Origin of the sequence: Haloferax marinisediminis, assembly GCF_009674585.1 — an archaeon.
Taxonomy (GTDB): Archaea; Halobacteriota; Halobacteria; order Halobacteriales; family Haloferacaceae; genus Haloferax; species Haloferax marinisediminis.
The window spans coordinates 50,898-67,500 of record NZ_WKJP01000006.1 but is presented as its reverse complement, the minus strand read 5'-3'; the positions used below and the strand labels follow the sequence as shown (position 1 = coordinate 67,500).

Sequence of the window (16,603 nt, the reverse complement as noted above, 5' to 3'; positions counted from 1 at the left end):
GGGTGTGGATGATGATTTCATACTTTTTGAATATCGTTGTCACTCAACAGAAACACGTGATCTGGTTTGAGACCGCACTGAGAAGGCAGATTCCCGTGTTTTGGAGTTCTCAATCCGGGGTAGTGAGAGGTCAAATAAGTATGTTCGCACGAGTGAAATTAACAGCAATAAGAACCAAACTCACCGTACCGACGGCAATGTCTGAACTCTCGATTGGTGAGTTGAAATTGACGAGACCAAGACGAAGCACCGGATGTGGTTCCGGAACCGATCCCGCACTCGCATCCTAATAGCCTGTAGTCTTCTGGGTCTCGCTGCACGCGAGTCGTTCACACAAATTAAGCACGCGGTGGTGAGACCATGAACGGGACGCACGTTCAAGTTCAGGAGTCGAGCGAGGAACTCCCGCCCAAGGGAGGTGACTCGACGAACAACGCCACCGGGTCGTGGTTCTTCGTAAGGCCCAGAGTGCAGAGTCATCTCCACAGTCGAGTCGGACTTGACGTGGGCGATGAAAACGAGGCGGCACACCAAACAGAGGTACTCCTCGTACGCGTCGAACTCACCGGATGGGACCCAATCGATGGGAGTACGCCCAATCTGACTGGCTTCGCATTCGCTCCCACATTCGGGGCACGGTCGAGTCACGTATCCGTACGGTGCTGTGACTGGTTCGGTATCGGGAACAGTGACGCCCTGGGCAGTGCCCACGCTACGAGGAGCTGATGCAGTGGTGGTGTCTTGACACCCGTCAGTTGGCTCGGATTCGCTAACAGTCCAGGTCTCAGGAGTCTGGGGCTGGCCCCGCTGCACCCACTGTTCGTACATCGTCGTCCCTTTGGCAGCCCCGTACCTCGCTCGGAATACCTCGTAGTGTCCGCGTTCGTCGTCATCTTCCAACGCATCCCGAGCAGCAGTGATTCGAGTGAACTCCTTGCAGCCAGAGAACCGACCACCGGAATCAGGGTGAGTTCTCTTGCACGCGAGTTTCCCTGCTTTGCGAATCGTCTGCGTGTCGGCGTCTTGTGGAACACCAAGTCGGTCGTAGTAGTTCTCTGCGCTCGGGTCGGTCTGGAATTTCTCAATCTCGTTGGTCATAGTGATTTCTGTCTCTCTTCCGTGCATTCCCCCATGTCGTGGATATAGTGCGTTCACCGGGGGACAATAGAGGTCGAGAGATGGCGACACCAACCACCGGGTGGATTGAAAGGGGCTCGAGGTGTCGCGTGCGATTCAGCGGCCCACTATCGACGAAGTCGATATGTCGCTGAGCGTGCGTCGACACGAGAGGGGCTTTCGAGGACTACTGCTCTGTTGTACCACCCCTCATTCACGAGGTCGCATCCGAACTCCAACTGATGAGATGGGCTATCGACTCGAACTACCCAGACCGGCTACCCAAACCGACTACCCAAACCGACTGCTCAGACCGACTGCTCAGACCGACTACCCAAACCGACTGGTGAGGTGGACTGTCGACTCCGACTACCCAAACCGACTCAACACTCGGACTGCCCACTCGGTCTACCCACTCGGTCTAGTCACTCCGGCTGACCACTCCGGCTGGCTACTCGGTCTAGTCACTCCGACTGGAGTCCCAGCAACCTACTCAGAACTCAGGGGTAAACAATCGAACCCACCCCCAGTACTCCACCAAAGAAACCCCCTGCTCTCACACAAGATCGAGAACATACACGGGCCCACCAACCACCCCAGGCCACACCCCAGCTCACTCCCCACCTCACCTCGACCACCACACACCCAAACACCATATCAGAAAACAGAGAAAACAACAAACCACCACCAGCACCCACCACCCCCGCAAAAGAACCCCACCCACCACACAACCAAAATGCAATGAGTGGGGTTCTTTGGGACAACATCGACAAAAGAGGGGGTGGTTAACTCGGGTTTTACCCCCTATTTCACCCCGTTATTATCGAGATAATGGGTTTATCTCGAACGAGAAGGGGGTCAAGGGGGTGGTTAACTGCACTTTACCAACTTGAGGCGATATCTCGATATCTGAATTATTAACATATAAGCACTAGTCAGGGGACTAACATTGGATGTGTTTTACAATCCAGTTTTCAAAGGGTAGGGGCACTGCACGCTCTGTGTGAAAACCGTAATTGCTGTCCGAGGGAAATGTGAGAGATTCCATTTGATATATCGGGGATAACTCGGACCATGCTTATATAGCATATAAATGAAAATTGAAGTTTACCATCCTATAAAATAGTACGCATTTGGTTTATGAGTGTCAATTGTTGTTTGAGATAAATCGCGTATCTCGGACAGATTTTCAATTCCGCCTTACAATAGGTTTCCAGACCTTCTATCCCCAATATCACGCAGATTCCGAACTCAACACGCATTGTCCAGAGGGGTTGGATTTTGAGATAATGGGCATATCTCGAAGGGAGTTTATATACTACTTATACCACAATCGGACTTTACCAATGTATGCTCAGAATACGTGTTATTAGTATTCTGATACGTTCATTCGGGATAGAATATTATGCTCGTGAACAAGACTGGCGTAAATAATCCGAGCCTCTCAATATTACCATACGAAATCTGATAATTGGCCCCTCTTTTGGGTGTTACAACCCCGGCGAAATCGAACCAAATCAACAGAGCAAGAACGAAAAAACAGCTCGATATTCGGGCCGTCTCAATTGCGGAATAGGCACAGGAAAACGAGGGGAATATGAGGATATATTTTCGCCTGAGAAGGGTGCGCTCGAGAGGGGTCAGTAAAGAGCAAATGGTGGGAATCAAAGGGATTCTCATCAAGGAAATCCCACTGTACAGACGATTGAAAGCCCACTGATTGTTAGGTGAAATGTTTAGTTATCTCGATGAATCGGGGTGTTCTTCCCACGATGATAGCCGCTATCTGTTGGACAATACTGGTTCAATTAACCACCAAATCAACGAGGTCAATTCGTAAAATCCTGGAAGTGGTTCACTCCAGTAGAGTGCTAAACTACGTCAGTGAGATGGAGAGATTGTTAGAAGTGCTGAAAGATGTGAGGTGTATTAGTCGTCGAAGATCTCGCCTTTCAATGGCAGACTAGAGTAGATGTCGTAGGGGCAGTTGTCGTAGCCAACGCAGAAACTCATCCAATCTTCGTTCTCACTGGTACAACTGATTGGCATGATATTCGAGCCGTTATCGAATTCGTAGGTGAGCTGGTACTCGGTAATCTCTGGGTCGTGCCAATCCCACCGTTCGTACAGGGACACGAGGTCGTCGATTGTGAAGTTGTTCTCGAGGCTGAACAGGAGTCGTGCGAGTGTGAACAGCACGTATCGGACTGGTTTTTCTTCGTGGAGGTGCTCGTCGATGTTCGCCACACACGGTAATTCGAAGATATCTTCTGGTTTTTCTATATGTAATTTCTCACCTTTCCGGTACGGGTTCCCGAATTTGAACGTGTTTTCCGCCCTGAATTATCGATATCGAAATGCTTCACGCCCGGATATTCCACGAGTTTCCGAGAGATTGCAAGCGGGTTCTGACTGAGTTCCTTGACGTCCTTCCGGTACGCATCGTGGATGTTGTGATCGGTCAAGAGTTCGTGGATGTCTTCGCTGGTCACCCACTCGTCGAATGAGACCGGGGGTGTTCCGACTGAATCCGACTCGCGAATTCGTTGTCCGTGGGCATGAATTGCCGTCATTATGACACGGACAAGAGGTGGGATTTCCTTGTGGTCGATGAACAACTTGTCGTGCTACCTTGTCTTCCCATATTAACCAACAACTGTGTCACCAGGCAACTTTGTTGGTTAAGAGTTTGCGCCAAATGGGGACCTCCGTATTGACTCCGAGTGATTGATTGCTGTCTCTCCGGATACGGTGGTGTGTATAATTCAAAAACAGCGGCTATGCTGAAATGTGCTATTGATTATATTTCAACACTCCCCGATCTTCAAGATGTGTTTAGAATCCACACCTTGAAAACTTGAATTATCTACTTCCAAATTGGTGGGCAGGTAGTCACGCGAGCGCCCGTGAGTGATTCACACAACCCAGTAAAGTAATAATTTCCGCCAACCACATCTGTTTTTCAACGGACAACGCCGGAAAAGGAGGCTCTAAACTAGAGTGCCGTCGTGATGTTTGTTACTTGTGTGGGGTTCCTTTGGTAGACTTAAGCCACCAATTGGAAAAACTCGTTTTAGGGGCTTTTGGCAATGAATACTATATGTTATGAGAACCTAAGTCCCAATTAGTGAGCTGAATTGTGTGATGGCACCGATTATCAGTGTTTGGACATCCTACTCCAAATCGGTAGACTACGCATGTTCTGAGTGCCAGCATCAACGTACGGTATTCATCAAAAAATCATGTCGATGAAATCGGCAGCCGGTGAACAAGCCCCGGTCTACAACCATGCAAGTGAGCCACGATTCACTCAACCAATAAACCTTGTTTGGATGTGCCTTTATCGTGTAGATGGGTCCAATAGTTCAAACGATATCCGAACCCACACCACAGGCTTTGATAAGGTTCACGTGGGGCTCAACGGATGCGACATCGAATTCGATGAAATCACACCTCAACCTATGGCAATTGAGGAAGGGCATTTTGTCTATACTGAGACTACTTTAGAGACTACTGAGTGGCAGGCCTCACCTTCAGATGGCCTTGACCAACAAGATGACACCACCACACCCCCAACATAATGAGCTCTTCAAAAGATATCACCAAACCGGACATCGACCCCGATTCATACTCACAAAAAGTTAGAATCATCAACGCATTAGCAGTTGAACCGTCACTTCATTACATGGACCTGAAGCCTTTGCTCAACTGCGGGAAAGAATACTCCCGTCGGATAATGAAGGCACTCAGTGAAGGCGAGATATCGAAATACGAGGTCCAAAGTGCACTTGATGTTGACCTTCAGCGGTACATCCTCAACCGAATCCAAGAGGAGCACTTCCACGACGACCAAAATACTGCTCTTGAGAAGCTCTCTCCAAGCATCAAGAGTGACGTAGAGATGCTTGACTTAGGTTTCCAGAAAAAAGATGATCCGTACCCGCCGCGTCCGTCGTACGGTACCAATGGGAAGCAGGTCGTTGTGAATACGATGGAGGTCGCACCAGAACTACACCCTGATGAGGTTGCAGTTGTCGCAGGTATTACTCCCGAGTACGCCGCACAAATCATGCGGGACGTCAGAAATACCAAAATCACCCCCGAGCAGTACGAGGACTACCAAAACACCCGAACTCAAGAACTCATTCTCGAATACATCGAAGAAGCTGGTCTCGGTCAAGAAGAGGAAAAAATGAGGGACGTCGTCAATGTGTCATCTGAGGAATTCACCGACGAGGAGGCCCTCGAGGTTATCAAAAGTGCACCCACCAAGCGCGCTCGCGCTGTGAATGCGTACGTCGCTGACTTAGAGGATATCAGTACCAAAGATATTGGCGAACAACTGATTGCCACGTCTGGTGAACACGTCCGCCGGACATTCAAACAGGTAGAAGATGGTGAGTTCTCGGATGAAGAACTCGATGAGATGGTCGATGATACCGTTATCGCTGCAATTCAGACTCGTTACAACAAATACGTCGGTCAAGATGAAAATGAATCTGAACCAGAGGCAACGGCTCAAGAAGTGGCGAACCTTGAGAGGGATGCTGTACCTGCGAGAGTTGAAGAAGTAGAGAGTAAGACCCATGAACAAGCCACAAAGCCTTCAACTCCTGCTACTGGCGAATACGTTCCTGTGGAAGAACTGGACCGTCTCATAGATATCTATGAAGCACTCAAGGACTTCAGTGAGAACGAGCCAGAGCCCAACATGAAAGCAACGTTCATGGCTGAAGAAGTCCTCAATCGCCTCAAATCTGTGAGAGAGACAAAAACGGTCTCGTTCGAGTAAAACACTACTATACCAATCACTCGGACCTCCTGGAACTGATCGCAGGTAGCAAGTCAAAGTAGTCGGTGAATTACTCGAGACACCCCTTGTTCGAGTACCTCACTGGTTGTAATTGCTTTTAAGAGTAGAAATCGCCAATGTTGGCCAGTATTTTGTCTGCGTATTTGAATATCGAATCCCACTGGGGTAGACGATGATTACTCGACGAGAGCCAGAAGTGTCGTGAAGAGTTGAGAGGACTCGCTGAGTTCGAAAATTAGTCGATACGAAGGTTCGTTGGTTTTCGACTCTGATGGGAGTGTGCTTGAATCTGTGAAACTGTGAGTTAGTCCGAGAGCTTCGATTGGCCTGATGAGTTTGGTTGCGGTTTTTTCAGGTTGTGAATGAATCGATAGAGGGAGATCAACATAGAACGTGGCAACTAGAGGCGATGAGTGTTCTGAGAGGGAAAAGTCGATGTAGAGTGGTTCTTTCGTGTCTCTATACGCTCCAGGAGCGTCATTCCCAGTTGGTTCAGTGGAGAATAATGGTCGAAGTTCCTTGGTGAGAACTTCTTGGATACCACGTGCTAGGCTGACCGTGGCTTTTGAGACCGAGGAATCTTGGGGCATATCGAATGCATAGTCTGCAGCTATACTTGTGACCCGTAGTGGAAGTAATTCTACTTGGATATGTGAATTAAGGGCTTCTCGTGTTAGCGGTGGTATGGACTGCATTGATTGGGACAGTAGTCAGTGGTGGAAGAAGTACTCTCGTGGTGAATCCGGAAGGAAAGAGAGTTTCGTTGGGGTCGTAGTTCAGCGTAGTTCGTTTACGATACATCTGGTGACTGCCAACTCAATAGGTTCATTTCCTTTCGTTATTACTTTTCGGTCCAATTCTCATCTTCAAGAACCTCACTAAATCACTATTCCAACTTTTCACTATCAAAAACACGAAAATTCCGTTGGCTATCTTTATTAGTTATTTTGCCACAATATGGATAACTAATGTCTGGTTTCAGAGACAGTTTATCTCTACCATTTTGTCACTCCATCTCAAACATCTACTGGTCTTTTTCTTCGCCATTAAGGGTAGAATCCGACATCTGTGTGATGAAAGTAGCGTGTGTCAAACGATGTATGTCTAGGATTTTAGGTTCACGGAAGTCAACTTTCTTCTAACTATTCAAGACGTTGCAACAGATGCGGTAGCCAAGTCCTTGGGTTGTTGTAGTAGTTAGACTTATCAATAATTGGGCTCTTCTTTTACTAGTAATGGATTTGGATGGTTCAATGACTCCCAAGTACAGTCTCACCCGGCGAGATATATTGCGTCTCAGCGCCGTTGGTCTCACCGCCTCACCCGGTCTCGCGCAACTTACCACACCCGCAGCCGCAGCAACAAGCGCCCCAGATATTCTCTGGGAACGTGAGTTCCCCCAAGAGGTGTCATCCTACACTCTTGGCGCGAATAACCTCTTCATCGGAGGAGAAGACGGTCTCGTGGAAGCCCGTCACCTGAAAACAGGGGTTCTTCTCCAGAAATTCGACCTTAACAGCTCTGTCGAAGAGATGGCGATTAGTGAAGCTTACTTCTTGTTCACAACGTCCTCTGACCGCCTCCACGTAATCAACCGCCAAACCCTCAAAGAAGAATGGCGCATCCCAACCGGCGGGGAAGTGAGTGGACTCTATATCCACAATGACAACGTAATCATCGCCGCAGACGAGAGCATCACCATGCGCTCACTATCTGACGGGGAGGTTAAGTGGCGTACCAACATGTCCGCGGAAAGGGCAACATTCGGCGATGGAAAACTCTTTTTCCGAGCCATCGATATTGCCGATGGTAACTTTGGGGGAGACACCTCCGTGTACGCACTCAACGTGGACACCGGGGAAGTTGCATGGAAAATCGAGTCGGAAGCAGAGCCAAGCGTTTACGACAATGACCAACCAGTGGACATTTCGTACTCGAATGGGCGCGTATTCGCGTCCTATCCCAGCTACGAATTCAGCGAGTATGAGGGAACCATAGCGCTCGATTCAAACAATGGAAGTCTCATCTGGAATTCGGGATACAGGCCAGAACCGGGTTATGTCACTAACTCAGACGTTGTCGTCGACGAGTCCGTTGACCCCTTATCTGCCTCTACTGGTCAGACGCTATTCGAATCAAATATCGAAGCGGTCAGAAATGGGCTGGCCCTGACGAATGACTCACTCTTTGTGCTTGGAAAAGACAAGGACGGTATTGCGATTAGTTCAATTGTCCCAACGACTGGAATCATCGAGTGGGAAAGCCGCCTCGAGCATAAATCTTGGATAGAGTTCGTTGATTTGCAGGCTGGCCGAGAGATCATCACGTACCTCAGTGTGAAAGAATACGAGTATGACAAGGTTTCCGTCCGAGGTCCGCTTTCAGGGGATAGGGAAGCATTGAGTGGGACACGAATTGGTGCGGACATCCCAGATTCACCTTCAATCGACCCCAGTGAATCTCGCGAAGCCACAGACCAAGCGAACTTCAATCTCACCGCGAGTGAAACCACTGTAACTCTAGGTGGCTCGACCAGACTCCAACTGAGCGCCATCAACGAGGTCGACGAAGAACCAATGACGCTGCAGTTACTGTTGGAAGTTCCAAGTGGTGTGGATGTCACTAATGTCAAGGATGCTGACGAAGGGTCGAACCAGTTTACTGCGGTCTCAGAGGTCTCTCCCGGTTCGGAGGATAACATCGGGCTGAACATCCAAGTGAACGAACTAGGCACCCACGTGGTCCGTGCAAAAGCTGTCTTCTACTACGGAGACAAGAAGGGTGAGTCAGAATCTGTGGAGCTTAAAGCAACAGTTAAAGGAACGAACAAAACACCTACATCCAGTTCAAGTACTAGTGGAAGTGGTTCAGAGTCCGGTAACTCCGGGGTTTCTGATTCGTTGGGACCGTCTGAGTCGTCTGATGGTGGGTTGTTGGATGGGTTCATCCAGTGGCTGCTGTCTATTACTCGGTGACACCACTTCTATTCGTGTGCTCTCGTAACTCATCGTAGTGTCCAATCTGGGTTCGTTGAAGGATGATTCCAGAAACGTGGCGATTGAGAAACCCCGTTTAGCCTCGAACCAAATCCGTCTCGAGAACCTTAGCTGAGAGTTCATTCACGAGAGTTGGTTACAGGTTACAGAATTTTCCTCTCAATACGCAACACTTCCTGTCTTTTGGGTGCCAATTGGAGGGAGTAAGGTAGTTAGTCAGTGGAAGTATTGAGTGGGGGTCTCGAGGAGCTGAACCGAATTAGAGGGATGTAGAACTGGGGTGATATCACGTGACTCTTTCTAGAGTTGCTCTCACAACAGCCCACGGCATACCCGTTTCTGATGCGATTTCATTGGCAAGTTTAGGGCCAAGTTCTTCTTCGGGTTGGTTGATACTGTACCAGTCGTAGATTGCTCTCTCGATGTCAGGCGTGTAGAAGACCTTTCGGTTGTGACGGTATTTTCCTAGCACACCTGCTTTCGAGAGTTTGTTGAGGTGCTTAGAGAGCCACGAGTTGTACTTCGCAGAAGCGTGGTCTTCCAAGAAATCCTGGTGTTCCTTTTGGATAAACGCCGCGATATCCTCCCGTGAGAGCGGTTCAGGGACTTCTTTGACCACTTCGTAGAACTCGCGAGTTGTTCGAGGAAGGCCATCGAGGCGGTCCTCTAAGTCGGGAATGTCGTAGTCTACCTCGTGAACCATTTTCACCGACTCTCCGTTGTCTTGGTTCGCGTTGAGGGCGAACGATTCGACAGCTGTTGGGTTATCTAAGATGGCTTCAACGAGCGCACTCTTTGCTTCTGGAGAGAGCATATCAAATGCCGCTCGAAAGTCTTCTTCGTGAATGTCGGTCATTCGCTAATCACCTTCACGTTGTAGGGCGTCTTGAATTCAGGGTCCCACATGGCAAGAGTGTGGGTGAACCGTGGGCCTGTCCACGATGCGCCAATTGGTTTCTCCTGAGGGACGTAGTATTCGTCAACAGTCGCGTTTGATCGGCGTGAAGTGTCGAAGGCGTGGATACCGTTGTAGTATTCGAAATCATTCGTCCCAAGGGCGTTCGCAAAGCACCGCTGGTACATAGTCGCATCTTCTCTATCGGTCGGGCTCGGCATTGGTCGACCGTTCGGGTGGGTGTGAATCCACGCAATCATTTTTGGCTTCGAAAGGCCATCGTAGGCGTCAGCAACGTCTTGAGCGACCTTTTCTGGCAGCGATGTGAGTGAATCAATCGTAGCGTCCTTGTAGTACTCGGGGTCGTCGAGTTGGAACATCGTATTCGGTGTCGAGTACGTTGGCCCCGCAAGGACGTAAGCAGTCTCTACAACCTCGTGAGCCCCGTTTTGAGCGCGGGTTTCGAGATTCTGAAGGAACGGCCGTGAAGCTGGAAGCGCGAACACACCCCGTCCGAACTCTCGTGAAATGGGCGAGGATTGGTCTGGTTTCGCTATCTCTGGCGATAGCGGTTCTTGAGGCGCTGCTTTGGAAGGCGAAGACCGACTGACGTGGATGTCTCGCGCCTCGAACCACTCGTCAGAGTCAAGCAGACCGGTGGGGTCGGTATCGAGGAGTCCAGTTGGGTCTCCATCGACATTGTTGACTCGTGGGGTCAGTGGATTTCTGAGTAGGGATCGTAATTTGTCGAACATGAGTGGAAAATAGGGGTGGGTGCGCTACTTGTCGTGTGATTCGTCCAGTTACTTGTTCTTCTGGGCGACGTTAATGTCGCCACCGCGAGCGATGAGGCCGACGATTGCGATGAGCAGGAGCAGTGCGAGAACGCCGATAATCACAAGCGGACTAGAGGCACTGAGGTTGTCGAAGCCGAGAGCACCGCCGGAGTCCGAGTCGGCAGATGCGTTAGCGGGAGCAACGTTCTTTTCTTCGACGTCGAAGGTGAGGCGGATGCCGTCGATTTCTTTGGCGAGATCCTTGTGTCCTTCAGGCCAGTAGGTGATGTCAGCGGTGACGGTACGCTTGCCGGTGTTTTCGGAGTAAACGTTCGCACGGATATCCTTGATACCGGACTGGGGGGTGACCTTGAACTGGGCGGAGGTCATACCAGCCCCGGTGGTGAAGGTGTCAGATGCACCCATGATACTCATGCCGTTTGGGACGCTCATCGTGATGTGGACGACGATGGGGCAACTGGTGGTTGGGTCAAGTTGGAAGCCGCCCTCGATTTCACCCGATTGACCGGAGTTGATGGTCGTGACGGGAGCGTAGAGGCGCGATTGGGAGAGCTTCGGGCCATTTTCTGAGACCTCACAGGACTCAGATTCGGTCGGTTCAGACTCCGTAGCTTCGGTGGGAGTAGCGGTAGGTGTGGTCGTGGGGGTTGCCGTCGGAGTTTCGGTGGGGGTGGCGGTGGTGGTGGAGTTGTTGGTGGATTGTGCGGCTGCGAGTGGTGCTGCGGCACTGGTCACCATCATGAAGACGGTGAGTGCAACGATGAGGTGTTGGGTGATGCGTTTCATCTACTCCTACATATTGTCCGGGGGGTAATAAATCTTTCACTAGTAAAAGAATAACCAATTTTATGATATATTGTGTTGAAGCCCAACCAACACATCTGAACGCACATATGTAAATCAACTTCATCCAGTTATTTACCTTAATTGCCGTCACCAAACTAACACGACATCTCATCAAGATTCATCTTTGTCGGTGCAGTAACAAGGTTTCCTCAAGGCACTAACTTCGTTTGCGAAGTAATCATCTTGAGGGAAATGAATAGTTTGATTGTGCGTGATACGCATTGGTGTATTTGTGTTCTGAGTCACAATTTTTATTTATGCCCTTGTGTTTTTACTAGTAAAGTCGCTAGTCAAGAGATAAGCACTGAACGACTATTTAGTCCCAATAATGTCAAAGCCACAGTATTTTACTCGACGGAACTTCCTCAAAGCAACCACAACAGCAACGGCCCTGTCCCTCGCACCAACCGCAACTGCACAAAAATCACCTGCACTTTGGAAAACCAGCAACCCAGGAAATATCACAAACCTCCAAATCGAGGACCAGATTCTCTACGTTGGAACAGGTACCGGTACGCTCAGGAAAATCGGTGCGAAAAACGGCGCAGAAATCGCATCGACGACCCTCGATAACCGTATTATGGTCTCGGGTGTTGCACTCGGTGACAACCACATCCTCGTCGGTACTTCCAACGACCGCCTCCATTGTCTCTCCAAACAGGACCTGTCCAAACAGTGGGAACGCCCCCTCACAGAAGGATTTCTTGGAGTCACATTCACAGAAGGGCTCGGAATTGTTGCGTGCAAAGAAGAACTCCTCGCACTCAACCCCACAGATGGAACAACAAAATGGGATAAACAAACAGACATCTTCACTCGCCCGGTCGCAATCGAAGACAAAATCGTAATCCAAGGATGGTTCAATTCGGGTGACTCAGTCGCATTCCTATCAGCAGTAACTGGTGACATCATCAACCTCACTCAGGACTATAGATACGGAATGCCATATGACCATTACAATCCAGCAACTCGGGAAAACTTTGATGCCCATATTGCAGGCAATACGGTCGTTGTTTCCCCGACTCTGAATGTTTGGAGGTATGAAGGATACACGAAATCCGGGAGTCAAATCTGGGTTAGAGGTGGTGCAACCAGACATGCTGCAGCAGGGTCTATCTCTGGCGATGCTTCGAACGCCGTCGCCATTAACGTAATTGATGATGGCGTTGTTTCGTTTGATAGAACGTCCACCGACACCAACTGGCAAGTGCCGCTTGATGCAAAAAGAGGGAGTGTCAAACAAGACGGTGATACAGTCTACGCAGCCGGCTCAATTGACGATACCGCAACGATACTTGCACTCAACTCAGAATCAGGGGTCATCAAGTGGGAATACACTGGAGACCGCGAATGGTTCAATCAGATGACTACAGGGCGTGACAGAATCTTCGTCGCAACCAGTGCCGGTGAAGTGATGGCTTTCGCGAAACAGGGAGCTAACCACAGTCTCAGTTCCAGCCAACCGACTTCAGCAGGAGACGGCGCAGTCCCTGAATCTACAGGGGATGCGAGTTTCAGCCTCACTACAACCAATCCAACGGTTCCTGTGGGAGGGGAAGCCCCAATCACACTCAGTGCAGTGAACTTCCTCACCTCGAAATCACTCACCGTCCAGTTGCTCTTAGACCTCCCCAGCGGAGTGCAAGTAACAGGTGTCGATGATGCCAGCCAAGGATCGAACCAATACACTACGACGGTTACTGTTGACCCCTCCGACGAGAGCAGCATCACCGTCAACCTACAGGTGAATGAACCGGGTGAGTACAACGTCGTTGGGAACGCGATTTATTACTTTGAGGATGACACGGAGAACAAGGCGATTTACAGCCAAGCAGTCCAGATCCAAACGTCCGAAGAAAAAGTGAAAACCTCTGAAAGTGAGGCTGGTGGTGGTCTCGGGTTCACTGGACCTTCAGCATTCATCTCGATGACAGCACTCGGCGCCGTTCGGTACATTAAGAACAGAGACTGACAGCTCTGCTGAAACCCTAACAGCGGACATGAAACGCCTGTCCAACTTTGAACGGGAACATTTCATCTGATTTTCATAGAATATCTGAAACGGTTCAAACCTGTTTAAGATATGTTTCCTTCGGGAATCGTCGAATTAGATTATGTGGTTATGGTTGATGTGATCGAATTAGTTTGTTGTGGACGTTGACAGGGTAGGGCCTTCGACTGTCAACACTGGAGGTGAAACCGTTATGGTGATTTATGTAGTTCTCATTCTTTTCATCGCTCTTTTCACACAAATACGAGTCCGATTGCAGTAGATTGTGGGTTCCAAGTTTGCTTAGTTAGCTCGAGTTACTGCGATGGCGACTGTGAGAACCAACGCAACGAGCGCCCCGACGATTCCAAAGCCAGGCGCACTCGATTCTGTTTCAGTGACACCTGCCTGAATTTTAATGGGTTCGACTGCGACTACGCGGCGATCTCCTTCGCCAACCTCACCAATGTAATAAACGGCATTCCCAGAAATATTGTAAGAGCCACGTTCATTCAGTTGCATTCGTAACTGGATGCTCTGTTCTCTACCGGGGTCGATAGTAACGAACTCGGTACTGCTGGGGCTCGCCAAGTTACTCCCAGCTACTCCAGAGACAGACACACCACTCTCAGGAAGGTCAAGCTCAAGTCTCACTTGAATAGGCGTATCAGGGAGTTTGTTCGCCCCGGAGAATTTCACGAGCAGTTCTTCACCAGTGTCAACAGCAGACCGATCAGTTGACACATCAAATGTTGCACTTCGCTGGACGGTCACCACCTCGGAGAATTCAGCGGTATCACCGTGCTCATCAGTGGCGGTCATCTCAACAACATGCTTCCCGCTCGATTTGAATCGATAGGTTGCTTTTGGGCCGGTCTCATCGGTAGTTTCGTCGTTGTCGAAGTCCCACTCGTACTCCAAACGCTCGTCCGTGGAATTTGCAGTGAATACAACATCTTGTCCATCACGCGGGACGGATGGATTCCAAGAAACGCTTGCGTGAGGTTTCACGTCTTGAACCTGGATAGTCTTCTGGATTGTGACCTCAAGATTGTCTGTTCCGACTGCTGTCAGTGTGACTTCTTTCTTGCCACCTTCTTCATAGACCGTTTCAACGGTCTGACCTGACTCGTCGCCGTAACCATCATCATCGAAGTCCCACTCCCACGACTTGATCGGTGTATCCGAGGATGCAGAGAACTCAATTGGCTCGTCGTCAATCGGGTTCTGTGGACTCCACGACACATCGATTTGTGGCGGGGTCTTTGCCTGAATCACTGCTTCAGCAGTGTCAGTATTCCCCGTATCATCGGTGACGATAAGTTTGACCACGCTTGTGCCAGGACGATTAACTGCCATTGAGATGTCTTCACCCTGTCGTGTCTCACCGTATGGGAGCACCCATCGATAACTCGTGATACTGCCATCCTCGTCGCTGGAACCGCTTGCAGACAACTCGAACTGTTGGTCAACCGGAATGACAGGAGGGAGTCCATCGATCTCTGCTTTTGGCGGATGACTAACGCCTACTTCTTTCGTGGTGCTGGCCTCGCTTCCTCCGTTGTCTGTAACGACTAACTTCACTTCGTGCGTGCCACTATCACTAAACGAGATAGTTGGAGTCTGACCATACTCGTAAGCTCGACCATCAATAACCCACTGGTATTCAACGATTGTTCCGTCTGGATCAGATGATGCACCACCATCAAGCGTGGCTGACAACCCATTTACTGACTCAACAGTGAATTTTGCAGTTGGCTGCGGGTTCTCAATCCTGATTTGTTTCTTGAGCGTTCGGGTTTTTCCACCGTTATCAGTGACTTTGAGACCAACTGTATACACTCCCCCAGTCGAGAACGAGGTGGTTGCTGTTTGACCGTCTCGCGCGTCATCGGAATACCCATACCATCCGTCTCCGTTGGTATCCCATTCGTAATCAGTGATTTTTCCGTCTTCGTCAGTAGAGGCGCTTGCGTCCAATGAAATTGTGTTGTCTGGGTTCGGAGATGACGGCGAGTACGTGAACGATGGTTCAGGAGCGGGATTATCCACCGTGATTTGTTTCTTGAGCGTTCGGGTTTTTCCACCGTTATCAGTGACTTTGAGACCAACTGTATACACTCCCCCAGTCGAGAATGAGGTGGTTGCTGTTTGACCGTCTCGCGCGTCATCGGAATACCCATACCATCCGTCTCCGTTGGTATCCCACTCGTAATCAGTAATTGTTCCATCTTCGTCAGTAGAGGCGCTTGCGTCCAATGAAATTGTGTTGTCTGGGTTCGGAGATGACGGCGAGTACGTGAACGATGGTTCAGGAGCGGGATTATCCACCGTGATTTGTTTCGTTAGCGTTCGGGTTTTTCCGCCATTGTCTGTGACTTGAAGCCCGACAGTGTATGTTCCACCCGAAGAAAACGATACCGTCGCTGTTTGACCGTCTCGTGCGTCATCGGAATATCCATACCATCCGTCTCCGTTGGTATCCCACTCGTAATCAGTAATTGTTCCGTCTTCGTCAGTAGAGGCGCTTGCGTCCAATGAAATTGTGTTGTCTGGGTTCGGAGATGACGGCGAGTACGTGAATGACGGGTCGGGAGCAGGGTTTTCGACTGTAATTTGTTTTCGAACTGTGTCAATTTTCCCATCACTTGTCTCTACACGAAGACCAACAACATAGGTCCCTCCTGACCAGAATGTGACTGACGAAGTTCGTCCGTCTCGAGCGTCATCAGAGTAACCGTAGAGTCCGTCACCATTAGTGTCCCACTCGTATGAAACAATTTCAGTGCCAGTCGTCGACGAGCTGCTGGCGTCGAGTGTGATTTTAGTATCTGGGTTTGGTGTTGTTGGTGAGTATGTAAACGAAGCAGTTGGTGCGCTCGCTGCGGTTGTCGACGCCGGTGCCACACCTAAAACGAGTACAACCACCAAGAGAATTATTAGAGGGAAATTACTGTGGAGTGATTTCATGCGTAAGTACTACCTGTGAGTTTGAATTTGGTAGTTGCCCATTTTCATACACCACTAGATATGTAACTGTCGATGGCTCAAACAATCGCAACCCCAAACCACGGAACCCAGTCCAATTTTCTGTATAGCGCTATTTGGTATATTGAAAATTCGCTTGTCAGGGACTCCTATTTACTAATT

General features: G+C 49.6%; 11 protein-coding genes. 3 read left to right on the top strand and 8 right to left on the bottom strand.

Going from position 1 to position 16,603, the window contains the following annotated elements:
- Positions 1-180: 180 nt before the first annotated feature.
- From GJR98_RS18090 to GJR98_RS17580, 3 genes are all read right to left on the bottom strand, one after another.
- Positions 181-1,098 (bottom strand): DnaJ domain-containing protein, encoded by a 918-nt coding sequence (locus GJR98_RS18090; RefSeq protein ID WP_225316464.1) that lies wholly within the window; start codon positions 1,096-1,098, stop codon positions 181-183.
- A gap of 1,947 nt (positions 1,099-3,045) precedes the next feature.
- Positions 3,046-3,399 carry a primase-associated protein gene (locus GJR98_RS17100; protein ID WP_225316463.1) on the bottom strand — a complete coding sequence of 118 codons (354 nt, stop codon included), beginning with the start codon at positions 3,397-3,399 and terminating at the stop codon, positions 3,046-3,048.
- Positions 3,396-3,734, bottom strand: coding sequence for a hypothetical protein (locus tag GJR98_RS17580; protein WP_195759384.1), 339 nt, complete (start codon positions 3,732-3,734; stop codon positions 3,396-3,398). The genes GJR98_RS17100 and GJR98_RS17580 overlap by 4 nt, the downstream gene beginning before the upstream one ends.
- 962 nt (positions 3,735-4,696) lie before the next feature.
- On the opposite strand from GJR98_RS17580, the gene GJR98_RS17095 reads away from it, so the two are divergent.
- Entirely contained in the window at positions 4,697-5,908 is a 1,212-nt protein-coding gene (locus tag GJR98_RS17095; protein ID WP_151139951.1) for a hypothetical protein, read from the top strand.
- A 197-nt stretch (positions 5,909-6,105) separates the two neighbouring features.
- On the opposite strand, the gene GJR98_RS17090 is transcribed toward GJR98_RS17095, so the two are convergent.
- Positions 6,106-6,624 (bottom strand): hypothetical protein, encoded by a 519-nt coding sequence (locus GJR98_RS17090; protein WP_151139950.1) that lies wholly within the window; start codon positions 6,622-6,624, stop codon positions 6,106-6,108.
- A 558-nt stretch (positions 6,625-7,182) separates the two neighbouring features.
- Here GJR98_RS17090 and GJR98_RS17085 point away from each other — a divergent pair.
- On the top strand, positions 7,183-8,904 hold the full coding sequence (locus GJR98_RS17085) for an outer membrane protein assembly factor BamB family protein (protein ID WP_191965525.1): 1,722 nt from the start codon (positions 7,183-7,185) through the stop codon (positions 8,902-8,904).
- A gap of 307 nt (positions 8,905-9,211) precedes the next feature.
- On the opposite strand, the gene GJR98_RS17080 is transcribed toward GJR98_RS17085, so the two are convergent.
- From GJR98_RS17080 to GJR98_RS17070, 3 genes are all read right to left on the bottom strand, one after another.
- Positions 9,212-9,781, bottom strand: coding sequence for a hypothetical protein (locus tag GJR98_RS17080; RefSeq protein ID WP_151139948.1), 570 nt, complete (start codon positions 9,779-9,781; stop codon positions 9,212-9,214).
- The gene (locus GJR98_RS17075; RefSeq protein WP_151139947.1) at positions 9,778-10,326 is read right to left on the bottom strand and encodes a hypothetical protein; all 549 of its coding nucleotides are present in this window, start codon (positions 10,324-10,326) and stop codon (positions 9,778-9,780) included. The genes GJR98_RS17080 and GJR98_RS17075 overlap by 4 nt, the downstream gene beginning before the upstream one ends.
- 297 nt (positions 10,327-10,623) lie before the next feature.
- Positions 10,624-11,403, bottom strand: a complete 780-nt coding sequence (locus GJR98_RS17070) for a hypothetical protein (RefSeq protein ID WP_151139946.1) — start codon at positions 11,401-11,403, stop codon at positions 10,624-10,626.
- 388 nt (positions 11,404-11,791) lie between these two features.
- On the opposite strand from GJR98_RS17070, the gene GJR98_RS17065 reads away from it, so the two are divergent.
- Positions 11,792-13,435 (top strand): outer membrane protein assembly factor BamB family protein, encoded by a 1,644-nt coding sequence (locus tag GJR98_RS17065; RefSeq protein ID WP_151139945.1) that lies wholly within the window; start codon positions 11,792-11,794, stop codon positions 13,433-13,435.
- Positions 13,436-13,756: 321 nt separating this feature from the next.
- Here GJR98_RS17065 and GJR98_RS17060 read toward each other — a convergent pair whose 3' ends face one another.
- Positions 13,757-16,423, bottom strand: a complete 2,667-nt coding sequence (locus GJR98_RS17060; protein WP_151139944.1) for a PKD domain-containing protein — start codon at positions 16,421-16,423, stop codon at positions 13,757-13,759.
- Positions 16,424-16,603 lie beyond the last annotated feature (180 nt).